The sequence below is a fragment of the Verrucomicrobiia bacterium genome (assembly GCA_019634625.1).
Lineage (GTDB): Bacteria > Verrucomicrobiota > Verrucomicrobiia > Limisphaerales > CAIMTB01 > CAIMTB01.
The window spans coordinates 88300-111951 of the sequence record JAHCBA010000010.1 but is presented as its reverse complement, the minus strand read 5'-3'; the positions used below and the strand labels follow the sequence as shown (position 1 = coordinate 111951).

Below are 23652 nucleotides of genomic sequence, written 5' to 3'. Positions count from 1 at the left end.
TTCAAGAGACCTGAGCGCAAGGGGAGATGCCTGCGCCCGTCCCCGTGGACGGCCGGGGCCGGGCGAGCAGGTTCAGGTACCAGTTCACGAAGGACTCGACGTTGTACTCCTTGAAGGTCGAGTAAGGACCCGGCTGATAGGCGCTGGACCGGACCCCGCGTTGTTGGCGCTCGCAGAGGGTCCAGTCCTGCTCTGATGTGAGCTTCCAGAAGGGTGTCAACCGGGTCAGGTCATAGTCCCGGCCTTCGACGGCGTTCTCGTCCACCAGCCACCACACGCGGATCGCAGTCTGTTCCGGGCCGGCGGGCAGCAACCGGGTGCTGACAGCGTGATCGCAGCTCGAATGGTTCCAAAAGTTGGGCAGGGTACGAATCCGCAGCGTGCCGACCCGGGGATCGCGGTAATCGCCCATCAGCGGTGCGACCTGGGCGCCGTCGAGGCTTTCGCTCACCCAGCCATCGGCGAGCGGCGTGCGGTTCGAACTGTACCAAATGCCCCGTTCGGCGTCGGGAAACTGCGTCATCCCGGTCCGATCGTGGGTGGGGATGCCCTGGGCCTCCCATCGACTGGCGACCCGGGCTGCGGCGTCGTTCATGAGGTCGCGAATGCGGGCGGTGGTGTCGTCGGCGTTGAAATGGTCGTAGTTGGCCTTGATGTACTGCGGGTGGTTGACGTTACAGTGGTAACACTCGCGGTTGTTTTCCCAGACAATCTTCCAGTTGGCCTGCACCCGGTAATCGGCCACGTGCGCGACCCGGGCCTTGCGGAAGCCCTGGGGCCCCACCAGAGGGGCGAGCACCTCGCGGGCGGACGCGAAAGGCCAGGGATCGTCCGCCAGCGAAATAAAGATCAACCCCCCGACCTCTTCGACGCGCACCGGATGGAGCCCGAAATCGGACTTCCGCAGATCGGACTGCATGCCGCGCCACGCCAGGAGGGCGCCATCGAGGCCGTAGGTCCACTGGTGGTAGGGACAAACCCATTTCGAGACGCGCCCGGAGGGTTCATCACAGATCTGCGAACCCCGGTGCCGGCAGAGGTTGTGATGAGCGTGGACGGACCCACCGGCGCCGCGCACCACGATCACCGAGTCCGCATCGATCTCCACGACGAAGTACTCGCCGGGTTCACGAATCTCGCAGGCGTGCCCGGCAAACAGCCAGCCCGGGCGCCAGATCTGGTCGAGGTCAAGGCGGTAGATCGCGGGATCGACGAAGTAACATCCTGGGAGCGTCCAGCCGGGCCGACGTCCGGCGGGGAGGGAGAGGGGACCCTTCGGTGACTGGGCATTCATGGCGGAACGTCATGCGGCCTGGCGGCGCCGGCGCCGAGGCAGCCGGCTGACTGTCAAATTGACAGGGTCCTGGCTCGGGCGCGGCGGCAGGGTGGGGAATCGGATCGGGGCACGCAAGGCCGGACGTGTGGCCCAAATCGCTGCGCAAGAAACCACGAAGGACGCGCAGCCCGCGAAGGCATGGGCGCCATGGAAAGGCCGATCTGGATCGAACCGTAGCGGTTGCGGGCGGCCCTAACGACCATTGCCCTCTTCGTGTCCTTCGGGCCTTCGTGGTGAATCCGCCTTTTACCGGGCACGCTTACCCGGCGATCGGGGGCCCGGTGACATCTGCCCGGGTCGTTGCGGCGTCACGGCGCAAGCTTCACGTCTTCCGGCATGCCCCCCAGGCGCACATCAGACAATCAACGCCGTCACCGCGGCGGCGGCGAGGCTGGGGTGACGCTGTTGGTCACCGTGGCGAATGCCTGAAGTCGAAGGGTGGCCTTCTCCGCGGGGATCCAGAACACCCCGTTGGTGTTGTAGCCGCGTCCGAAGCCCAGTTTGGCCTCCTCGTAGGCACTTCGGGCCGCGACGAACTTGGCGGGGTCCGTCCGGACGAACAGGCGGCTGGCCTCGCCGATGATGAAGTAGCAGGTGGCCACGCTGTTCAACGGCCCGTTCGCCAGGATCGCGTCACGAGCGGCTCCCGTGACGCCGCCACTCGGCAAAGGCTTGCCAGCCCGTTCCAGGTCCGCCTGGAGCGCGCCTGCCGCCTCTTTGAACTCCCCGATGCATTCCCCGGCCCTGTCGATGGCGACTCCGTAGTCCGCCGCCACCAGAGCGTTCCATGCGGCCGCGGTCAGCAGTTCATGCTTCGCCTGGGCGAACGACGGGTACGGCGCAAACAGCAGCAGCGCGGCGAGGATGGCGGTGGTGGTGGACGGAAGCAGATACAACGTCGAATTCATGGGGTTCCATTTCTCTCCGTGGTTTTCGCTTGGGTTGCCAAACAGAATGTCAAGTGTACAGTCCGCGGCCAACCAATCCAGGGACCAGATACCGCAATCTTGGACAAGCATTCTGGCCCAAATCCGCAGCGGCAGGCGCGGGTGGCCGACCTGCTTCGCGCCGGCCTGAAAGCCTCGTCAGTGTTTCAACATGTTTTGCTGCGGGGCCAACTCCTTCTCCTCCTTTTTTATGTAACGCAAATTGCCGACTCCGACGGCAATTAGTAGAATACACAGACCCGGCACTAGTCTGAAGGCAGATGCCTTAATTGCTCTTATCAGGAAGGCATTGGTGGCCTCGGTTGGCTCCTGCTGCATGTAAAGATCCAACCAATCTCCATACAAGAAGTAGACTAGCGTCACACTGAGAATACAGGTAGTTCCTATCAGTATCGATGCGATCGCCAGGACACGCGCCTGTCTCCGTTCCCTTTCGATGCTTCCATTCATTTCTTATCCTCCGGCTCCGGTCGAGTACCTGTCCAAATGATCGTGACTCCTGCTTCTCCTGCACTCGCTGACCCAGGGGGTCCCCCTGCAAGCGTCCCTGGTCCAGTCGCCATCCTGTAAATGTCCGGTGCCATATCGCCCAGGCCATTCGCGACTGCCTGGTTTTTAGTCGGGCAGTAGGCGGTTAGCGGATCCGCAATGGCATCATTCTGACGCTCCCGATTCTGCGATGCGTTCTCCGCACTCCGTTGCGCGTTCCGTATCGCATCGGCAAGCTCCCAAAGGCCCCAACCTGTTAGGATCGCAGCGCCGACGATTAACGTAGGAACTATAATTCGGCCGTCTGTGTCCACGTGGTTGACTGGATCACTGCCGGTGAACTGAAAAAGGTTGGATCCGATTACAAGTTCCGCCGGCACGGCCCGAGACCCATTCCCCTGCGAGGCCAATATCAGAAGGCTTTCCCCAATCGGATCCCGGTTGATCCACCGCTGGAGCATGGGGTCGTAGAATCGGAATCCGTAGTCGTAGAGCCCGATCGCGGGGTGAAACGGCTTTGAGGAGAACCGATAGGTGTTGGCATCGGCCATCGCACCGCTTTGGGAGAGCGTCCGTCCGTACGGGTCGTACCGGTAGGTCGCCTCGACCGCCGCCGAGGTCGCGTGGTTGTTCAGCAGGGCGGTGATGTTCCCGCCGCCGTCGGCGTGGTAGTAGTGGTGGGTGCTCCAGGACCCATTGGCGGGATTGTACCCGTTCGATCGGGCCAGCAACCCCCCGATGCCCCCGGCGCCTTCGAGGGTCCCGCTCAGGTCCGGACCCCGCGTGTAGGTGACAGTTGGGGTGTTGGCGTCGTTGGGTTCCTGCACCACGCGGCGTCCGTCGTACAGGTTGCGCGTCTCGCCGGTCGCAACCCATCCCCCGCCGCCGCCGGGGTTCCAGACCGGATCGCGCTTGATCCAGTCGTGGGTTGGCCGGCCGGCCATGTCCGGGTTCAACGGCAAGGACGCCAGGCAGGGCAACAGCGACAGGACCGACAATGCGACGAAGGTTGCGGCGGAGCAGAACTTTTGATGGAGCCTGATTGTCATTTTGACAGGCGTAGGGAAGTACCGGCTGGATGGTGGTATGAGCCAGGGCGGCGCAGGGAACTCATTTGAGTTCAGATCTCTGAATTTAACATGTGATCTCTCCCGGCTGGCCCTGAGCGGGTTCCGCCAGGCGGGGAGGGTCTGTCGTGCGAGGGGGGGCGGAGGGCAGTTCAGGGGCAGGCGTCCTTTGGGGCGAGCGGAGGGCGGCTACGGCGTCTTAGCAGATGCGGGGGAGTTGTTCGCCGCCGGGCATGGGGAGGGGGCGTTCGACGCCGAGAGTGCCGACGAGGCGGACGCCGCCGTCGGGGAGGGGCAGGACGGTGCCGATGCGGGCGGCGTGGGTGCCGTCGGGATGGCGCCGCAGACATTCCACGGTGCGGTCGGCGTCGTGTTGCGGGACGAAGGCGACGAAGCGCCCTTCGCAGGCGACCTGGAGGACGTCGAGGCCGAGGATTTCGCAGGCGGCCCGGACATCGGGGCGGACGGGGACGGAGGCCTCTTCGAAGCGGAGGGTGAGGGCGGCGGTGGCGGCGATTTCGTTGAGGGCGCCGGCAAGGCCGCCGCGGGTGAGGTCGCGGAGGCAGTGGAGTTCGATCCCGGCATCGAGGAGGTCGAGGACGAGACTGGCGACCGGGGCGGAATCGCTTTCGATGGCGCTGTCGAATTGAAGTCCTTCGCGGACGGCCATGACGGCCATGCCGTGGCGACCGAGGTCTCCGCTGACGACGATGGCGTCGCCGGCGACGACGGAGCGGGGTTCGATGAGGAGGGAATGGCGGATGATTCCGAGGCCGGCGGTGTTGAGGTAGAGGCCGTCGCCGCGGCCGGCATCGACGACCTTGGTGTCGCCGGTGACGATGGCGACCCCGGAGCGGTCGGCGGTGAGGCGCATGGAACGGACGACGCGCCAGAGGGTTTCCATGGGGAGTCCCTCCTCGATGATGAAGCCGGCGCTGAGGTGGCGCGGACGGGCGCCGGCCATGGCGAGGTCATTGACCGTGCCGTGGACGGCGAGGGAACCGATGTCGCCCCCGGGGAAGAACAGGGGGCGGACGACGTAGGAATCGGTGGTGAAGGCGAGGCGTTCGGCGGGGCCGGTGGGATCGAGGACGGCGGCGTCGTGGGCGCGGTCGAGGATGGGGTTGGCGAAGGTGGCGGTGAAGAGGGTGGCGATGAGGTCGTGCATGAGGCGTCCACCGCCGCCGTGGGCGAGGAGGACGCGCGGGTAATTCCGGAGGGGAACCGGGCAGTCGAGGTCGAAGGCGGCAGGGGCCATGGAACCGGAGGAGGGCCCGGCGGGTGGGGCGGGGTCAGAAGCCGACGGAGGGGCGGCGACCCTGTTTGACCACGGCCTTTTCACCTTCCCAGACGGCGAGGCCGCGGCGGTCGGTGAGGGCGAGTTGGAAGGTGTAGGCGGCCTGGCGGTAGTTGCCGGCGCGGGTGTAGGTCTCGATGATCTTGCCGGAGAGGCTGAAGTCGGGGGGGCGGGAGGGGGTGGGTTCGAGTCCGAGGTCGCGCCATTCCTGGGCGATTTCGCGGGCCAGTTCGTCCTCGGCGGTGCCACCGGGTCCGCGGGTGGTCATGGTGAGGGCCTTGCCGCTCTGGTTGAGGGCGACGCGGATCTTCTTGGTGAGGAGGTCGGTATCGACCTGCTGGGCGGTGTTGTTGATGACCCGGCTGACCACCATGACGGCGGGGGAGGAGGGGACGCGATCGAGGACACCGGAGGCGAGGAGGTCGGTGATGGCGTCCTCGGCGGCCATGGAGAAGTCCTGGATGTTGATCTGGTCGAGGGTGACGAGGACGCGACCGCCGCTGGCATCGACGTATTGGGCGCGGCGGGTGCAGCCGGGCTGGGTGACGGCGACGAGGGCGAGGGTGAGGGTGGCAAGGAGGAGGGATTTCATGGGAACGGCTTCAGGGGTTGGGGATGGTTTCCGGGGAAAATGGGATGGGAGGAGTCGTGGTGCCGGGGTCACTGGAGGAGTGGGACGGGGAACCATGGGGACGGGTTGGGAACGGGTTGTGACGGGTTATTCCCGGCGGATGCGGGGGAAGTAGTCGCGGGTGCTTTCCTGGAGGGTGAGGCGGAAGTCGCGGGCGTGGGGGTGGGGGGCGACGGAGTCGAGGACGAGGATTTGTCCGCCCTCAATCTGGCGTGAGATCATGGTGGCGGTGGGGGTGTTGACGGGGAAGCCCTGGAGATCGAACCAGTCGAAGCGGTAGTTGAAGCGGAAGGACTGGGTCCGCCTGTTCTGGACTTCGACTCCGATGCGCTGGAGGCCTTCCGGGGTGACGCCCTCGATGACGGTGAGGATGGCGACGGAGCGGGAGACATTGCGATCGCGGAGGATGCGTTTGTCCTCGATGGGCTGGCGGACGTAGTGGGGATTGGCGGGTTCGACGGTATTGACCTGGTGCCTGGAGGTGTTGCAGCCGGCGGCGAAGGCGACGACGGCGAGCAGGGACAGGGCGAGGATGGGTCGGGAATGCAGTTTCATTTGAGTCGTAGTTGGGAGATGCGAAGGGGGGCCATGCTGCTGACCGAGCGGACATAGACGACGTTGACGTGGCCCTCCTCAAGGTGGACGCGGGCGGGGGGATGTCCGGCGGAGACGAGGTCGAGGCGGCGGTCGGGAGGGGTGGGGAGACGGGCGATCTGGAACTCCTTGGGCAGGGTGGTCCAGGTGCGGGTATCGGCGATGTTGACGCTGGCCTGGTAGGCGAGGGTGGCGAGGCGGACGAGGGCGCCGAGGCCTTCGTCCTGCTGGCTGGCGGCCTGATTGGCGACGAAGGCGGCGGTTCCCTTGGCGAGGGTGGAGACGAGGGTGCGGGTGACGATGGCGGGTTTTTCGTCCTCGAAATCGCGGGCGACGATGCGGTCGATGCTGGCAATCTGGGCACTGGCATGGCGGGTGCCGTGGGCATCGACGGCGAGGGAGGGGAGGTGGCCGGACTGGGGTTGGAGGACGGGCCAGGCGGTACCGATGTAGGACACGTTGGCGAAGACGATGGGGATGTCGATACGGACCTGCTGGCGGACGGGGGCCTGACCGTTTTCGAGGATGACGTAGGTGACGGCGGGCAGGGGTTCGCCGCGGAGACGGCGTTCGCAGGCGTCGAGGTCGGCGAGGATGGCGGGGTGATTGGGGTTGAAGGCGAGGGATCGCTGGAGCGAGACGCGGGCCCGTTCGAGGTCGGAGAAGTCCCTGGCCTGGGCGAGGAAGAAGACGCCGTCGAGCCAGACCGTGAAGGGGTTGACGTACTCGGCGTAGGGCTGGAGGGCGGAGAGGGGGGCGTAGAGGCCGTCGAGGCGCTGCTGGAACTGGGGGTGCTGGCGGGTGTTGTCGATGGCGGCGGCGTGGCCGCGCTGGGCGGCCTCCTGCTGGGCGCGTTCGATGCGGCGGGCGTTTTCGGCGACGGCATCCTGCTGATACTGGTGGGCGCGGAGGAGGGCGGGGCGGGCCTGATCCTGCTGGTCGAGGGCGAGGTAATTCAGGGCGCGGTAGGTGGCGGCCATGATCCGGTCGTAGGCGCGGCCTTCGTAGGGGAGATTGGCGGGGGTGGTGACGGCGGACATCGCCTCGGTGGCGACGCGGACCCGGGCGCGGGCCTCGAATTCGGACATGCGGGCTTCGGCGATTTCGAAGGCGCGGTTGCTTTCCGGGTAGCGGCCGGCGGCGCGGAGGGCGGTGCCCTGTTCGAGCCGCCAGATGACGGCGTCGCGGCCCTGGGCGCGGTTTTCGGCGCGGTCGGAGAAGGCTTTGGCGGCTTGTTCGACCTGGCCGGCGCGCCAGTTCTGGCGGTAGGACTCGGTTTTGGTGGCGTAGGTGCGGCAGCCGGTCGAGGCGGCGACGAGGAGGGCCAGACTGAGGGCAAGGAGGGAACGGCGACGCCATCGCGAGGCGGGGATCTCGGGGGCGAAGGGTTCCGGGTGCATGGCGATCGGTGGCCGGGCGCCGGAGCGCCGCGGGACACGCGGGATAGGATGACCGGAGGGGGCGGGGATCGCAATGGGGAGTGCGCATCCCCTCGCTCCACGCCCTTGCGGCCTCGTAGAATTCGGCCCTCCGATTTCATGCCTCCGCATCGCTCGAAGGGCTGCCGCGGGGAGGGAGAGTCTGCGCTCCAAACCTTCAGAACGGTGTGGAGCGTTGGGTTGAGGACTCGCGGAGCTCGTCCCTCCGATTCGCCGCCTCCTCACCGACAACCTGGGGATGCACCGGGCCCAAAGGCGGCGCTTGAAAAGGTGTGTCTTCGGGTTCGAGGACGAGGACGGGTACCGCCCTTCGGGCTGAGTACGAGTACGCACGAGGGATGGCTTGGGCGAGTTCCGAGAATCTGAGATGCGCCCGGCGCGGGCAAAATGGACGGAATCAGCGTGCATATGCACGCTGGTTGCGTTCATAGATTGGGCTTTGCCGGGGTGGAGGCGGGCCACTATAACGCCCGGCCACATGGCGACGGGATCGAGCGTGGCTGGCGATGCATTGGGGGCGGGGACGCGGTTGTGCGCCGTGTACGGCCATCCGGTGCGGCATTCGGCGTCGCCGGCGATGCAGAATGCGGGGATGGCGGCGCTGGGTCTGGACTGGCGGTATGGGGCGTTCGATGTGCGGCCGGAGGCGCTGGGGGAGGCGCTGGCGGGGGCGGCGGCGATGCGGTTTGTGGGGGTGAATTTGACGGTGCCGCACAAGCTGCTGGCGTTGGGGATGATGGCGGAGCTGGACGAGTCGGCGGAGCGGTATGGGGCGGTGAACACGGTGCGATTTGAGGGGCGCGACGGGGGAGGGACGTGGCGACCGCTGGGGGAGATGGAGCCGGAGGAGGCCGGGGAGGTGCGGATGCGGGGTTTCAACACCGATGCGGACGCCATTGTGCGGTCCTTGCGGGAGGATCTGGGGTGGGAACCGGGGGGATCGCGGGTTCTGGTCCTGGGGGCCGGGGGGGCGGGGCGGGTGGCGGCATTGCGACTGGCGGCGGAGGGGGTGGGGGCGATGTGGCTGGTCAACCGGACGGAAGCGAAGGCGGTCGAGGTGGCGGAGGAGATCCGGTCACGGATGGGGGGGGAGGCGCCACGGGTGTTGGTGGGATATCCGGAGGGAGAGATTGACCTTGTGTTGAATGCGACCTCGGTGGGGTTGAAGGCTGGGGACGGGCTGCCGCTGGATACGGGGACATTTTCGTTGGGGAAGGCGCGGGGGGCGTACGACATGGTGTACCGGCCGGCGGAGACACCGTTTCTGGCGGCGGCGAAGGCGGCGGGTTGCCGGACGGCGAACGGGTTGGGGATGTTGTTGTACCAGGGGGCGGCGGCCTTGGAGATCTGGAGCGGGAGGACAGCCCCTGTGGAGGTGATGCGGCGGGCGTTGTGGGCGAACGTGTATGGCGGGGGGGAGGCGTTGTGATGACGATGGCGGCGGGGATGATGGACGGGACGGGGTGGGGTGGGGCGCCGTTTCATTTCTGGACGGCGGTGTACGCGGTGGTGGGGGCGATCGTGGGGAGCTTTCTGAACGTGTGCATCCATCGGATGCCGCGGGGGCAGAGTCTGATCCATCCGCCTTCGCACTGTCCGCGGTGCGGGGTGCGGGTGGGATGGGCGCAGAACATCCCGATTGTCTCGTGGCTGCTGTTGCGGGGCCGGTGTGCGTCGTGCGGGGGGGGGATCGCTTCGCGGTATTTCTGGGTGGAACTGCTGACCGCGGGATTATTTGCGGGATTGTGGGTGTTGCATGGAGGGACCGGGGTGTGGGTGGCCTCGGCGTTCTGTGTGTTTGCGGCGGGGTTGGTGGTGGCGACCTTCATTGATCTCGAGCACCTGATCATTCCGGACGAGATCACGCTGGGGGGGGCGGTGGCGGGGGTGGCCTTTTCGGTGATCGCGCCGGGGATGCACGGGGAGGAGTTCGTATGGCCGTCGCTGAAGGCGTCGCTGATCGGGGCGGGGTTGGGGGCGGGGCTGGTGTACGGGATGCTGGAGCTGGGGAAGCTGTTGCTGGGGCGGCAACGGTTTGTGCTGCCGACGGGGACGCGGATGGTGTTTACGGAGACCGATCTGCATCTGCCGGACCGGGTGCTGCCGTACGAGGAGGTCTTCTACCGGGTCTCGGACACGCTGGCTTTTCACGCCACGCGGCTGGAGCTGCCGGACCGGTGTTACCGGAACGTGACGGTGCGGCTGCAGTTGCGCGGGGGGATGCTGCGGATCGGGGAGGAGGAAGTGGATCCGGGGACGGTGCCGTGGATGGAGGCGGTGGGGGACGAGGTGACGGTGCCGCGGGAGGCGATGGGGTTGGGGGATGTGAAGTTCATGGCGGCGATCGGGGCGTTCACGGGGTGGACGGGGGTGGTGTTTGCGTTGCTGGGGAGTTCGATCGCGGGCCTGGTGATCACGCTGGGGTTGACGGCGGCGGGGCGGCGGGAGTGGTCGGCGCGCCTGCCGTACGGTCCGTATCTGGCGGCGGCGGCACTGGCGTGGGTGCTGGGGGCGCGGGAGTGGGTGATGCGGTGGTGGTGGCCGCCGGGGATGGGGTAGGTGCGGGAGGGGTGGGGGGTGCCACGGGTGTGTGGGACGGGGTCGGGGCGCCTTTGGCGCCATGGAGGGCCTGGTGGAGGGCGGCGAGGAGGCGTTCGGCCGGGAAGGGTTTGGTGAGGAGGGCGGCAAGGGGGAGGTGCTGGAGAGCCTGGAAGCCATCGCGTTCCGAGGCGCCGGTCATGCCGAGGAAGGGCAGGTCCGGGGCGATCTGGAGGGCGGCACGGACCAGTTCGGGACCGTGGAGACCGGGCATGATGAGGTCGGAGACGACAGCATGGAGGGAGGCGCGGTGCTGGGCGAGGAGACTGATGGCCTCGGCGCCGTCGGCGGCGGTGAGGACGCGGTAGCCATGGCGTTCGAGGACACGTTGGAGGCCATCGCGGAGGGGGGATTCGTCATCCACGACGAGGACCCGTTCATTGCCGCCGCGGGGGGCGGGGGTTTCGTCGTTGCGGGGGGCGACGGCGGTGCTGCTGGGGCGGGCGGGGAGATAGACTTCGAAGGTGCTGCCGCGATTGGGGAGGGTATCGACATTGATGAAGCCGCCATGGCTGCGGACGATGCCGAGGACGGTGGAGAGTCCGAGGCCGGTGCCCTGGTGGGGGGGTTTGGTGGTGAAGAAGGGTTCGAAGATACTGTCGAGGACATCATCGGGGATTCCGCAGCCGGTATCGCCGACGCGGAGGCAGACGTGGGGACCGGGTTGGGCGCCGGGGGTGCGGGCGGCGTAGGTTTCGTCGAGGGTGACGTTGGTGGCGGTGATGGAGAGGGTGCCTCCGCGGGGCATGGCATCGCGGGCATTGATGCAGAGGTTGACGAGGACCTGTTGGATCTGGGTGGCATCGGCGAGCATGGGCCAGAGGTCATTGGGGGTCCGGTGGGTGACGCGGATCTGTTTGGGGAAGGTCGAGTGGACCATCTGGAGGGTCTGCTCGATGAGGTATTTGGGCTGGACGGGGAGGCGTTCGCCGGGCACACCGCGGGCGAAGGTGAGGATCTGCTTGACGATTTCGGCGCCGCGTCGGGCGTTGGAGGCGACGGTATCGAGCATGCGGCGGTCGTCGGGGTTGGTGACCGATTCGCGGAGGAGGGGGGCGGCGAGGAGGATGGGGCTGAGGATGTTGTTCAGGTCATGGGCGATACCGCCGGCGAGGGAGCCGAGGCTTTCGAGGCGCTGGGCGCGGAGGTATTGGGACTCGATCTGTTTCTTTTCGGTGACGTCGGTATGGATGGCGAGGATGGAGGCGGGATGGCCGGGTTCGCCGTGGACGAGGGTCCAGCGGCAGAAGACATCGATGACCTTGCCGGACTGGGTGGGGTGTTTCATTTCGCCGGACCAGCCGCCGTGTTCGAGGAGGGCGGCCTGGGCGCTGACGAACTGGGAATCGTGGGGATGGATGTCGGTGTATTTGCGGCCGAGGACCTCGCCGGGCTGCCAGCCGTAGATGGCGCCGGCGGCGAGGTTCCAGTAGCGGATGACGTGATCGAGGGTGCGGACGTGGATGGCATCGCTGGCGTGGTCGAGGAGTTCGGCCTGTTCGCGGATGCGCTGCTCGGCGGCCTTCTGGCTGGTGATGTCCTCGGCGAGTTTGAGGTAGTGGGTGATGATGCCGGAGGCATCGCGGATGGGGGCGATGGTGGCGCTTTCCCAGTACTGGGAGCCATCGCGGCGGCGGTTGAGGAAATTGCCGCGCCAGGTTTCGCCGCGGGAGATGGTGTCCCAGAGCAGTTCGTATTCGGCACGGGTGCAGCGGCCGGATTTGAGGAGGCGGGCGGACTGGCCGACGACCTCGGGGGGGGTGTAGCCGGTGACTTCGGTGAAGCGGGGATTGACGTATTCGATGGTGCCGGCGGGGTCGGTGATACAGACGACGGCGGGGCCTTGTTCGACGGCCTGGGAGAGTTTGCGGAGCTGGTCTTCGGTCTGGCGGCGGGAGCGGCGGGCCTCGGCCTCGCGCAGTTCGCGTTCGATGGCGGAGCCGAGGCGGGCGAGGCGGTCCTTGAGGAGGTAGTCGTGGGCACCGGCCTTGATGGCGCCGACGGCGACATCTTCGCCGATATTGCCGGAGACGAGAATGAAGGGGATGTCACGACCCTGGGCCTTGACGATTTCGAGGGCCTGGAGGCCGGTGAAGCGGGGGAGGCAGTAATCGGCGAGGATGAGGTCCCAGATCTGGGCGGAGAGGGCGACCTGAAGGGCGGCGGCGTCGGAGACGCGCTGGTGATGAACGCGATAGCCGTGGCGGCGGATTTCGTGGAGGACGAGGCCGGCGTCCGGTTCGGAGTCCTCGATGAGCAGGACGCGGAGGGTGCGAGGCGACGTGGGGTCGAGGGGCATGAGGATCAGGCGGTGGCGTCCGGAGGGTGGGTGGGGAGGGAGAAATGGAAGAGGGCGCCGTGGTCGGGTTGGGCTTCGGCCCAGATGCGGCCGCCGTGGCGCTGGACGATGCGATGGACGAGGGCGAGGCCGACGCCGGTGCCTTCGAATTCGTCGGCGGCGTGGAGGCGTTGGAAGACGTTGAAGAGCTTGTGGGCATGCGCCATGGGGAAGCCGGCGCCGTTGTCCCGGACGGAGTAGGTGGCGAATCCGTCGCGGATGAAGCCGGAAACGTGAATTTCGGCGCGGGGCTGGTGGCGGCTGAACTTGAGGGCGTTGTCGAGGAGGTTGATCCAGACGTGGCGGAGGAGGGAGGGATCGCCGACGGCGCCGGGGAGTTGGGAGAGCTGGAGGGCGACCTGACGGGTGGCGAGGTGGGGGGCGAGTTCGCGGAGGGCGGCCTGGACGAGGGGGTTCATGTCCACGGCGATGCGGGTCAGGGGTTGGCGGCCGAGGCGGGAGAAGCGGAGGAGGTCATCCACCATCTGGCCGAGGCGTCTGGCCTCGTTGCGGACGACATCGAGGAGGGAGGCGGCTTTGGGGTCGAGTTGGGGACCGTGATCTTCGGCGAGGATCCCGGCGTACCCGACGATGGCGCGGAGGGGGGCACGGAGATCATGGGAGATGGAGTAGGCGAAGGCGTCGAGTTCGGCGAGGGCGGCTTCGAGCTGGGCGGTGCGCTGGCCGACCCGTTCTTCGAGTTCGGCATTGAGGTGGCGGAAGCGCTCTTCGCTGGCGCGGAGGGCCTGATCGGCGGCGTGGAGGGCGGCCTCGGTTTGCTTGCGTGCGCTGATGTCGGTGTGGGTGCCGAGCATGCGGAGCGGGCGGCCTTCGGCGTCGCGTTCGACGAGTTTTCCGAGGGACAGGATCCATTTCCAGTCGCCGGAGCGGGTTCGTTGGCGGAACTCGACCTGGTAGGTGGGGATGCGGCCGGCGAGGTAGTCGAGGAACGTGGCGCGGACGGATTCGCGGTCGTCGGGGTGGAGGCGTTGGAGCCAGCGGTCGTTGGTTTCGCGGAAGTCGGCGGGGTCATAGCCGAGCATGGTGGCGTACTCGGGGGTGACGATGGCCTCGCCCGTTTTGAGATTGAGATCGAAGAGGCCCTGATTGGCGGCCCAGAGGGCGAGGCGGAGACGTTCCTCGCTGGCGTGGAGTTCGGCGACGGCGTGGCTGCGGGCGAGGTCGCGGCGGATGGTATCGGCACCGGCGACGACATCGCGGGCGAGTTCCGTGAGGAGGGCGAGGGTGTCGGGGTCGAGGGGGTCCGGGGAGGTGTGGGCGAGGCAGAGGAGGGCGAAGGGGGGCCGGGCATCGGCGGCGAGGGGAACGAGCGTGGCGGGGGAGGGGGGGGCGGGAAAGGGGAGGGAATTCCAGGGGGGCAGGAAGCGGAGGGGAGCGAGATCGGGGACGGCGTGGGGAAGGTTTCGGGCGAGGGCAAGGGCGAGGGGATGGGGAGGCTGGGGGACGGGGACGGGTTGGGGAGGTGAGGGTTCCGGGGGGGAGGCGAGGAAGCCGGCGTGGGCGACGGGTTGAAGGGAGGGGGAACCGGTGGGGTGAAGGGTGGCGATGGAAGCGAGGCGGAAGACGCCGGAGGCGACAAGGAGCCGGCAGGTTTCGCGGAGGAAGGAGTCGGGGGAGGAGGCGATGGGGACCTGCTTCTGGGTATCGAGGAGGACCCGGAGGAGGCGGTTGGCGCGTTCGAGGCGGGCGGTTTCGGCGACGCGGACGTGGAGGGTGAGGCGGGCGGCGTTCCGGTGGGGCCGGTGACTTCGGGCGGGGGGGGGGGCCTGGGTCCGGGCGATGGAGCGGTTGGGGTTCATCTTGGTGGGCGGGGTCTGGGGAAGGGCGCGGCGCGGGACTCGATGGCGCCGAGCCATCCGAAGTGGGGTTCGAAGGCGAAGGTATCGGAAAGGGTGTCGAGGGGACGGTTCCAGGGCGGGTGGGGGGAGACCACGCGCAGTTCGGCGGGGGCAAAGGGGACGAAGGTGGGGGGGCGAAGGTGGAAGGCGCGTTCGAGGAGGCGGAGGCGGGGCCAGTCGAAGCCCATGAGGGTGGCGGCGACGCAATCGACGGCGAGCGGGTGGGTGCCGGCGAGGACGGTGCCGGCGGGGGCTGGATCGGGGGCCATGGGGCCATTGCCCTGGCCGCCGACGATGCCATCGACGACGGCGAGGTAGCGGAGGGGATGGGAGCGGGGTTCGCCGGAGCCGGTGTGGAGGAAGAGGCACTTGTTGAGGTCGAGGACCATGCGCCAGCAGGTGTCATTGCCGTGCCAATTGCCGGAGCGGACGACGGCCTGGGTGTTGCCGAAGACGAGGCGTCCGGCCTTTTTCAGGGGAACGAAGAGGCGGGACAGGCGCGGGCGGTTTTTGAGGAAGCGTTTGGCGGCGCCCATCCAGGCATGTTCGAGGCGGGCCTTGGCGGTGTGGGCGGGGAACTGGTCACCGCCCTGGGCGGGGGTGCCTTCGGTGTGGTGGGGGAGCCAGTTCTTGTTGGCGTTGATGCCGACGAGGTTTTTGAGGGCGCAGGTGATGCCGACCTTCTTGTGGGTTTTGAGCTTGGGCAGGTTGATGAGGACATCGGCGTCCATGGGGGTGCGGCAGAGGAGATACTCGTGGAGGACGCCGGCGTGGTGGGCGTTGGTTTCCTCCATATTGAAGCTGGCGCCGTAGAGGCGGCCGCAGCCATGGAACCCGACGAACTCGCTGGCTTCGTTGAGGGCGACGCGGGTGCTGCCCAAGGGATCGCCGGGGAGGGAGGTCTTCGAGACGGTGACCCCATCGACGGCGTGCCATTCCTCGGGTCGCAGGTCGAGGAGATCGATGGCGAGGCCCGGGTGATCGGCGCGGGCGCGGGAGACCAGATCGTCCAACTGGCAGTAGTGGCGGAGGGTGGCGAAGGAGGAATCGGTCTGGGGCGCATCGCAGACGACGATCGAGCCGGAACCGCGAAGGCGCGGGGCGACCCAGCGAAGGACGGCTTCGATGACGGCGGGGTGGGTGACGACGTGTTCCCAGGCATCGGGACCGGGGCGGCGTTCGTCGTGTTCCTTGACCCAGTTGGGTTTGAGGACGACGCGGTCGCCGGGTCGGACGAAGTCATCGGGGAGATCCAGGGAGGCGAGCGCGGCCTCCACGAGGGCGCGGATGGCGCGGGGATCCCGGTAATGGGCGGGGCCGCGTTGGGCGGCAACGAGGGCGGGGCGGATGCCGGGCGGGGGCGGGAGAGGGCCTGAGGGCGCGGGATCGGGAATGGGTTCTGGCGATGGAATCAATGACAGTCCTCCTCATACCCGGAAGCGGCTTGGGACTTCCGGGTGGCGGATTTCTAACGCAAGGCGCGGCGGGCCCGCGAGCGGGATTTGCGGGGGGGTGGGCGGGGGGCCAAGCCCGACCTGAGGCCTGAGGCCTGAAACCTGAAGGCTGAAGCCTGAAGCCTGAGACCTGAGATCCAGGTCGGATGCGGAATGGGAGGTCCGAACACGATCGAACCCATCGCGCCCGCCACAAGGCGAGGCTCGAGGAGGTGTGCCTGCGGGATCGAGGACAAGGACGAGGACCGCCCTTCGGGCTGCGTACGAGTCGTGCGAGGGGTGGTTTGGGCGGGTGCCAAAAGCCTGGGATGCGCCCGAGGTCGGGCGGTGCATCCTTGTCCGGGGGCGGTCGGGGCGGCACAGTCCGGGGCCCGGCGTCGGGACGAGAGCGGGCGGTACGGCCACGATGCGGGGGAACGGGGCGATGCGGATCATCCACACAGCGACAGCGTATTATCCGAGCGTCGGTGGGGCACAGCTCCACTGGTACACCATTGGGCGGATGCTGGGGGAGCGGGGGCACGGGATGACGGTGTTTTCGCAATGGACGGACCAGCGGAACCGGTACCTGCTGGACTCGACGTTGCGGGCGCCCTGGGGGGACGACGCGTACGAGGTGGGGGGGATCCGGGTGCAGCGGGTTCAGCCGACGCTGGCGGCGCGGTGTTGGATGGCGCTGGTGGTTCCGTGGTGTGTGCCGTTTCCGGAGGCGGGGTATCCGCTGTTGAGCCGGTGGTTCGAGCGGCGTTGGGCGGCGCGGTGCGGGGAGGCGGACGTGGTGCACAACATCCGGATCGGGCGGGAGCATCTGACGTGGGCATCGCTGGGATTGGCGCGACGGAGGGGGTGCCCGTTTTTCGTGACACCGAATTACAGTCCGCGGATGCAGACGCGGCTGGGGCGGGTGTTGATGCGGCATTTCTTCCGGGTGCTGCGGCGGTCGGACGGGGTGTTTGTGTTCACGCGGGCGGAGGGGGAGGAGATGGAGCGTCTGGGGGTGGGGCGGGAGCGGATCTGCCGGATAGGAGTGGGGCCGCTGCTGGCGTCGGACTGGGATGCGGACGGGTTTCGGGCGGCGCACGGGATTCGGCGGAAGATGGTGCTCTTTCTGGGTCAGAAGCTGGGGTACAAGGGATTCGATGTGCTGCTGGCGGCGGCGCCGAAGGTGTGGGCGCGGGAGCCGGAGACGAGTTTCGTGTTCATGGGGCCGCACTATGATGACAGCCGGGAGCGGATTGCGGCGTTGGGGGATGGGAGGGTGGTGGATATCGGGCGGGTGGACGCGATGGATCCGCTGAAGGCGTCGGCCCTGGCGGCGGCGGATGTGTTTGCGTTGCCGTCGCGGCAGGAAGGGATTGGGGGGGTGTACATCGAGGCGTGGGCGATGGGGAAGCCGGTGATCGGGTGTCGGATTCCGTTTCTGACCATCGAGGACGGGGTGGACGGGTATCTGGTCGAGCAGGATTCCGAGGCCCTGGCGGGGCGGTTGATCGAGCTGTTGGGGGATCCGGAGAAAGCGCGGGCGATGGGGGAGAGGGGGCGGGAGAAGGTGGCGCGGGAGTACGCGTGGGAAGGGATTGTGACGCGGGTGGAGGACTTCTACGAGGAGGTGCGGCGACGGCAGGGGCTGGGAGGCGTGGGCGGGGAGGGGCGTCGATGAAGCGGCGGGTGTCGGTGATTTTCGGAACGCGGCCGGAGGCGATCAAGCTGGCGCCGGTGATTCTGGCGTTGCGGGGCGAGCAGGGGATCGAGTGCCGGGTCTGCGTGACCGCGCAGCATCGTCAGATGCTGGACCAGGTGCTGGAGACCTTCGAGATCCGGCCGGACGCGGATCTGGACCTGATGCGGCCGGACCAGAGCCTGGCGGAATTCGCGGCGCGGGCGGTGAGCGGGGTGGACGGGTATCTGGCGGAGGACCGGCCGGATCTGGTGCTGGTGCAGGGGGACACGACGACGGTGTTTGGGGCGACGCTGGCGGCGTTCTACCGGCGGATCCCGGTGGGGCATGTGGAGGCGGGATTGCGGACGGGGGACATGATGGCGCCGTGGCCGGAGGAGGCGAACCGGGTGCTGACGTCGCGGCTGGCGGCGCTGCATTTTGCGCCGACGCGGTGGAGCCGGGAGAATCTGCGTCGGGAAGGTGTTCCGGCGGGGCGGATCCGGGTGACGGGCAATCCGGTCATTGATGCGCTGATGATCGCGCGGCGGCGGGTCCAGGGTAAGGAGTTCGAGGTGCCGGGGCTGCCGGAGTCGTGGCGGGCGGGGGAAGTGCCGCGGTTTGTGCTGATAACGGGGCATCGGCGGGAGAGTTTCGGGGAGGGGTTTGAGAACATCTGCCGGGCGATCGGGGATCTGGCGCGGGGGCATCCGGAGGTGCATTTCGTGTATCCGGTGCATTTGAATCCGAGGGTGCGGGAGCCGGTGGAGCGGTGGTTGCGCGGGGGTGCGGGGAGCCGGGCGCGGCAGCGGGCGAACGTGCATCTGCTCGAGCCGTTGTCGTATCTGCCCTTTGTGGGGTTGATGGCCCGGGCGACGCTGGTGTTGACGGATTCGGGGGGGATCCAGGAGGAGGCGCCGAGTTTGGGGAAGCCGGTGCTGGTGATGCGGGAGACGACCGAGCGACCGGAGGGGGTGGCGGCGGGGACGGTCCGACTGGTGGGGACGCGGCGGGAGACGATTGTGCGGGAGGTGGAACGGCTGCTGGGGGATGAGGGGGCGTACCGGAAGATGGCGGCGCGGCGGAACCCGTACGGGGATGGGCGTTCGGCGGGACGGATTGTGGCGGCGTGCCGGAGGTTTCTCGAGGGCGATCAGGCGCCGAGGGCTTCGCGATAGACGTCGAGGGTCTGACGGGCGCAGCGTTCCCAGGTGAAGTGGAGGGCCCGTTGGCGGCCGCGGTGGACGAGGTCGAGACGGAGGGAGGGAAGGGTGGCGAGTTGGAGGGCGGCGTCGAGGTAGGCGGCGGGTTCCTGGGGGACCAGCAGGGCGGCGTCGGCGGCGACTTCGGTCAGGCTGGACACGGGGGAACAGACCACGGGGCAGCCGAGGGACATGGCCTCGGCGACCGGGAGGCCGAAGCCTTCGTACCGGCTGGGGAAAAGGAGGGCGACGGCCTGGGAATAGAGGGCGGCGAGATCGGGGTCGGGGAGGTGGCCGAGGTAGTGCCAATTGGGGGGGGGCGGTCCTTCGGCGGCGAGGCCGGGGAAGCGGGCCCCGACGATGGCGAGGTCGGGGAGGGGGCGTCCGGACTGGCGGGCGAGTTCGTAGGATTGACGGAGGAGGGCGAGGTTTTTTCCGGGTTCGAGCGATCCGACGAAGAGGAAGAACGGGTGGCGCAGGTTCTGGGGCAGGGGAGGCAGCGGGGAGACGGGGGCGGGGAGGCCGCAGCCGTTGTGGACGACGCGGAGACGGCCGGGATCGAAGCCGGCGTGGCGGACCAGTTCATCGGCGGTGAACCGGCTGATGCAGACGATGCAGTCGGCGCGGCGGGCGCGGGCGAGTCCGCGGACGGCCATGCGGCGGTGCCAGGGTCGGAAGCGGTCGGGGTGGGTGAGGAAGGCGATGTCGTGGACGGTGACGACGTGATGGATGCCGCGGGGGGGGATGAGGAGGGGGGCGGCGGTGCTGTGGAGGAGGCGGATGTGCCGGGAGCGGAGGTGGCGTGGGGCGACGGTGCGGGTCCAGAGGCATTCGCGGTAGAAGGTGCGCCAGGCGCGGCGGGGCTGGCGGAAGGCGAAGTTCTCGACCGGCCAGGCGAACTCCTCGACGGACCAGCCCTGGGGAAGGTCCAGGGTGCGGAGTCCCTGGAGAAGTCCACGGATATAGCGGGCCACCCCGGCGCGGGTGGTGAAGGTGGCGTTGGTATCCACCGCGAGGCGCATGGGCGGGATCACCGGGCGGGGTGGGAGAGGGTCCGGTAGGCGCTGGCGTATTGGGCGACCATACGATCGACGGCGAACTCGGTCCGAATGCGGGCGGCGGCCGCGGTGCCGGCGCGGGTCAGGAGACCGGGGTGGTGGAGAAGTCGGGTCAGGAGGCGGGCGGCGGCGGGGAGATCGGTGCGGTCATAGAGCCAGCCGGAGTTGTCGTCCTGAACGATTTCGGGGACACCGCCGATGCGATGGGCGAAGGCGGGGCGGGCGGCTTCGCCGGCCTCGAGGAGGACGGTAGGGAAGGCATCGAACGCGGTGGAGGGCATGAGGAGGAGGTCGATGGACTGGAGGAACGGGTTGACGGGTTGAACCCAGCCGAGCCAGGAGACAGCGGGCCACCAGGGGCGGGAGCGGTAGGTGTTGCGGATTTGGGCGACGCAGGCTTCGCCGGCGGCGTCGAGGGTCCCGCCGGCGAGTTGGAGGGACCACGGGGGGGAATGCGGGGCGGCGAGGTCGAGGAGTTGGAAGAGGTCGGGGAGGCCCTTCGAGTCGTCGAGGATGCCGAGGTAGCCGAGTCGGATGACGGGACCGGGTGCGGGGGGGGAGGGGGTGGGGCGGGCGGGGATGCCATTGCGGACCACGAGCAGTCGTTCGGCGGGGTAGCCGACGGAGCGGCAGGCGGCGGCGACGGCGTCCGAGACGCACAGGACGCGGTGGAGACCGTGGCGGGCGCAGGCGCGCATGAGGTGCTGGCGGCGGGGATTGATGTGCTGGGCGCGGGGATGTTCGTGGAGGGATCCGATGGAGGGGAGGCGGAAGAGGCGGGAGGCGAGCGCGGTCAGTTCCCAATCGCGTGCGGTCCAGCCATGGAGGAGGTGGCAGCGGGAGGAGCGGATCAGGCGGCGGAGGGAGAGGAGCTGGCGGGCGAGGCCCACGGGGGAGAACTGCTGGTTGGAGGGCAGGGGATGGGTGGGGGTGAGGGCTGGGATCAGGGGGCTGAGTTTGGGATTGGGGGCGAGGGCGAGGGTGGGTTCGACGGCATCGGGGCAGGTGCCATTGAGGAAGAATGCGAGGACACGCTGAGCGCCGGCGCAGCCCAGGGTTTCGCCGTGGAGGATGAGGGGGCGGATCGGGGAAGGAACCGCCGGGGGAGCGGGGTCCATCTGGGGAGCGGGTCAGGCGGGCCCGGCCGGGCGGCGGAAGAGGTACAGGAAGCCTTCGGTATCGGGTCCTGCGGAGGGATCGGATTCGCGGAGGCAAAAGGTCAGGCCGAGGTCGGTGGCCGTCTGGATGACGGTGTCCGGGGGGGTGTAGTACACGTCGAAGACGGCGGCGCTGCCGTGTTTCCAGCGGCGGTAGGAGCGGTCGAGTCCGAAGGGGAGGAGATTGACGAGGGATTGGCGGAGGCGGGCGAGGCCGGCGGTGGGAGGGGGGCGGGACGGCAACTGAAAGAGGAGCCAACCCCCGGGAGTGCAGACGCGGGCGAATTCGGCGAGGTAGGCCCGGGCGAGGGGCCAGGGCATGTGCTGGAGGCAGATGTAGGAGAAGCAGAGATCGAAGTGACCGTCGGGGAGGGCGGCGAGGTCCGGGCGGACATTGACGAGGAACTGGATGCCTGGGTGGCCGGCGGCGAGGCGTTCGGCCTGACGGATCATGGGTTCCGAGATATCCACGCCGGTCACGGAATCGGCGTGGGGCCGCCAGGCCTGGGTGAGGCGGCCGACGCCGCAGCCGAAGTCGAGGACATGGCGGAAACGGTCGGGCGTGCCCGGATGTCGGGCGAGGATGGAGCGAAGGCGGTCGATGTCGGAGCGGCCGGTGGCGAGGAAGTCGGCGACGTTCCAGCCGCCGCCGCGTTTGGAGGGATGACTGACGACGGCCCAGAGGGGGTCCTCGGCGCCGAGGGTTTCCCAGGTCTGCCTCAGGTGATTGAGCTCGGACGGGGACGTCTCGGGCGTGGGCATGGGTTGGGGATGGGGAGGGGCTTCAGGCGGGGGAGAGGGCGGGAGATTCGGATTGTGCGAGGCCGCCCCGGGGTTGGGGCACGAAGGCGGGGGCACGGGCCGGGGAGCGGATTCCGCGATTGATGGCGAGGCTCATGCCGAGGAGGCCGGTGAAGCCCTGGAGGTCGAGGTCGAACTGCCCGTAGATGGTGAGATAGAACACCAGCTTGGTGAGGAACGAGGCGAGGAAGAAGCGGTTGATGCCGGCGAGGCGCGGGTCGCCATAGCGATGGTTTCGGACCAGGGCCCAGAAGGCGACGGAGATGAACCAGGTGAAGGCGATGAGGCCCCAGATGCCGAAGGGGATGATGACGGTCAGGAAGCCGTTGTGATAGTTGCCGCTGATGAGGGCGCCCTCGTACGATTTCTGGACGAGTCCGCGGATGAACGCCTGTTCGGTGAGGTAATAGTCGGTGCCACTGTAGGCGAACCCCTTGCCGACGAGCAGGTATCGCGGCACCTCCGGGAGGACCGTCTTCCACATTTCGAGACGCCAGTCCAGGGTGCCCTGGGCATCGCGAAGGGCGACGGGGTCCACATTGACGAAGGGGATGACGCTGAGCGAACGCTGCACGGCGAGGGGAAGCGCCCGGGCGTTCGGGAGCACGGCGAGCGTGGTGAGGAGGGCGGTCAGCAGGGTGAAGAACAGCACCTTGGTGCGGTGGAGACCTTCGAGGAAGAAGAGGAAGCCGATGATGAGAATGGTGAGGATGATGTAGGAGCGGTAGCCTCCCATGAGGGTTCCGAAGAGTGCCAGGACCGCGAGGCCCATTCGCCAGGGGCGGGTCACGTCGAGGAGGCCGCGGATCCCGTACCGGAGGAGCAGGTAATTGAAGACCGCCCAGGCGGCCCAGCAGACGCCGGTGAGCCGGGTGAACCCGCCGATCATCTGGTCGCCGACCGCCTGAAGGAAGGCGAGTTCGGTTGAGAACAGGAGGAACAGGAAGGTGAGGTCGAAGGCATAGGCCAGATCGCTGACGGCGGCGGTCACGCCGGAGAGGATGAAGAGGCCGGCCAGCAGGTGGGCCCGTTCGGGGGGGATGGGCGATGAGATCAGGGCGAGGTAGCCGAGGATGCCGAAAAAGACGCCGAAGTAGCGACGGGCGCCCCACATTTCCTCGCCGAAGGCACGTCCGCCGATGCCGCCGGTGGCCAGCGCGGTGGCCAGGACGACGATTCCAATGATGACGAGCGGGGCGATGGTGGGACCGGCGGGGAGGGTCAGGGGACGGCGCTGCATGACGCGGTGCAGGACGGCCATGCCCAGGGTGAGGGCGACCATGATCATGGCGAGGGTCGGGCGGCCCGGGAGGAAGAAGACCACGAGGGCGGAATTCCAGCAGATGATGAGCGACTCATGGTAGTAGCGCAGCATCAGCGGGAGCAGACCGACCCCGAGGAGCATGGCCAGGGTCAGCAGGCTTTTCGGCGAGGACGGGTCCGCAACGCTGACGCCGACGATCACCGCCAGGGGGATGGCCACCAAATAAATGGCCACCCATGCGGGGAGTCCCAGTTCACGAAACATCGTCGCAGGATAGTCCGGGTCCGGCGGGTCCGGGGCAACACCGTTTTCGGGTGCGGGCGGGTCGGCCGTGCGGTCCGGAATTGGGCATGGAGAGGGCCAGGGCGGCGCCCGAAAGGTGTGCCTGCGGGTTCGAGGACGAGGACGAGTACCGCCCTTCGGGCTGAGCACGAGGACTGATGGGGGGGAAAGGGAGTGGTGCA

General features: G+C 68.1%; 17 protein-coding genes. 3 read left to right on the top strand and 14 right to left on the bottom strand.

From position 1 onward, the window contains the following. Position 1 precedes the first annotated feature (1 nt). The 7 genes from KF833_08245 to KF833_08215 form a co-directional block, all read right to left on the bottom strand. Positions 2-1294: an aromatic ring-hydroxylating dioxygenase subunit alpha gene (locus KF833_08245; GenBank protein ID MBX3745288.1), complete on the bottom strand. Its 1293-nt coding sequence runs from the start codon at positions 1292-1294 to the stop codon at positions 2-4. A 413-nt stretch (positions 1295-1707) separates the two neighbouring features. Then, entirely contained in the window at positions 1708-2244 is a 537-nt protein-coding gene (locus KF833_08240) for a hypothetical protein (protein ID MBX3745287.1), read from the bottom strand. Between the two features lie 485 nt (positions 2245-2729). Then, complete coding sequence (locus tag KF833_08235; GenBank protein MBX3745286.1) at positions 2730-3821, bottom strand: RHS repeat-associated core domain-containing protein; 1092 nt, start codon at positions 3819-3821, stop codon at positions 2730-2732. A 217-nt stretch (positions 3822-4038) separates the two neighbouring features. Next, positions 4039-5097 carry a hydrogenase expression/formation protein HypE gene (gene hypE / locus KF833_08230; GenBank protein ID MBX3745285.1) on the bottom strand — a complete coding sequence of 353 codons (1059 nt, stop codon included), beginning with the start codon at positions 5095-5097 and terminating at the stop codon, positions 4039-4041. Between the two features lie 34 nt (positions 5098-5131). Further along, the gene (locus KF833_08225; GenBank protein ID MBX3745284.1) at positions 5132-5728 is read right to left on the bottom strand and encodes a penicillin-binding protein activator LpoB; all 597 of its coding nucleotides are present in this window, start codon (positions 5726-5728) and stop codon (positions 5132-5134) included. A 126-nt stretch (positions 5729-5854) separates the two neighbouring features. After that, entirely contained in the window at positions 5855-6322 is a 468-nt protein-coding gene (locus KF833_08220; protein MBX3745283.1) for a DUF1425 domain-containing protein, read from the bottom strand. Further along, the gene (locus KF833_08215; protein MBX3745282.1) at positions 6319-7761 is read right to left on the bottom strand and encodes a hypothetical protein; all 1443 of its coding nucleotides are present in this window, start codon (positions 7759-7761) and stop codon (positions 6319-6321) included. Before KF833_08215 ends, KF833_08220 begins: the two co-directional genes overlap by 4 nt. 517 nt (positions 7762-8278) lie before the next feature. Here KF833_08215 and KF833_08210 point away from each other — a divergent pair. Next, positions 8279-9229, top strand: a complete 951-nt coding sequence (locus KF833_08210; GenBank protein ID MBX3745281.1) for a shikimate dehydrogenase — start codon at positions 8279-8281, stop codon at positions 9227-9229. Between the two features lie 984 nt (positions 9230-10213). Here the strand turns inward: KF833_08210 and KF833_08205 are convergent. The 3 genes from KF833_08205 to KF833_08195 are packed head-to-tail and all read right to left on the bottom strand — an operon-like array spanning position 10214 to position 16010. Beyond that, a complete protein-coding gene (locus KF833_08205; GenBank protein ID MBX3745280.1) occupies positions 10214-12697 on the bottom strand; it encodes a PAS domain S-box protein in 2484 nt (827 codons plus the stop codon). Positions 12698-12702: 5 nt separating this feature from the next. Then, positions 12703-14556, bottom strand: coding sequence for a PAS domain-containing protein (locus KF833_08200; protein ID MBX3745279.1), 1854 nt, complete (start codon positions 14554-14556; stop codon positions 12703-12705). Beyond that, on the bottom strand, positions 14553-16010 hold the full coding sequence (locus KF833_08195) for a DUF362 domain-containing protein (protein ID MBX3745278.1): 1458 nt from the start codon (positions 16008-16010) through the stop codon (positions 14553-14555). Before KF833_08195 ends, KF833_08200 begins: the two co-directional genes overlap by 4 nt. 463 nt (positions 16011-16473) lie before the next feature. On the opposite strand from KF833_08195, the gene KF833_08190 reads away from it, so the two are divergent. Together KF833_08190 and wecB are read left to right on the top strand one after the other, a co-directional pair. Then, positions 16474-17709, top strand: a complete 1236-nt coding sequence (locus KF833_08190) for a glycosyltransferase family 4 protein (GenBank protein ID MBX3745277.1) — start codon at positions 16474-16476, stop codon at positions 17707-17709. Further along, the gene (gene wecB / locus KF833_08185) at positions 17706-18884 is read left to right on the top strand and encodes a UDP-N-acetylglucosamine 2-epimerase (non-hydrolyzing) (GenBank protein ID MBX3745276.1); all 1179 of its coding nucleotides are present in this window, start codon (positions 17706-17708) and stop codon (positions 18882-18884) included. The genes KF833_08190 and wecB overlap by 4 nt, the downstream gene beginning before the upstream one ends. Here the strand turns inward: wecB and KF833_08180 are convergent. From KF833_08180 to KF833_08165, 4 genes are read right to left on the bottom strand one after another with little or no spacing between them, the layout of a single operon-like run. Continuing rightward, on the bottom strand, positions 18860-19930 hold the full coding sequence (locus tag KF833_08180) for a glycosyltransferase family 4 protein (GenBank protein MBX3745275.1): 1071 nt from the start codon (positions 19928-19930) through the stop codon (positions 18860-18862). The genes wecB and KF833_08180 overlap by 25 nt on opposite strands. A gap of 8 nt (positions 19931-19938) precedes the next feature. Beyond that, the gene (locus tag KF833_08175) at positions 19939-21084 is read right to left on the bottom strand and encodes a glycosyltransferase family 4 protein (GenBank protein ID MBX3745274.1); all 1146 of its coding nucleotides are present in this window, start codon (positions 21082-21084) and stop codon (positions 19939-19941) included. Positions 21085-21096: 12 nt separating this feature from the next. Next, complete coding sequence (locus KF833_08170) at positions 21097-21885, bottom strand: class I SAM-dependent methyltransferase (protein ID MBX3745273.1); 789 nt, start codon at positions 21883-21885, stop codon at positions 21097-21099. 22 nt (positions 21886-21907) lie between these two features. Then, the gene (locus KF833_08165) at positions 21908-23452 is read right to left on the bottom strand and encodes an O-antigen ligase family protein (GenBank protein ID MBX3745272.1); all 1545 of its coding nucleotides are present in this window, start codon (positions 23450-23452) and stop codon (positions 21908-21910) included. Positions 23453-23652: the final 200 nt, after the last annotated feature.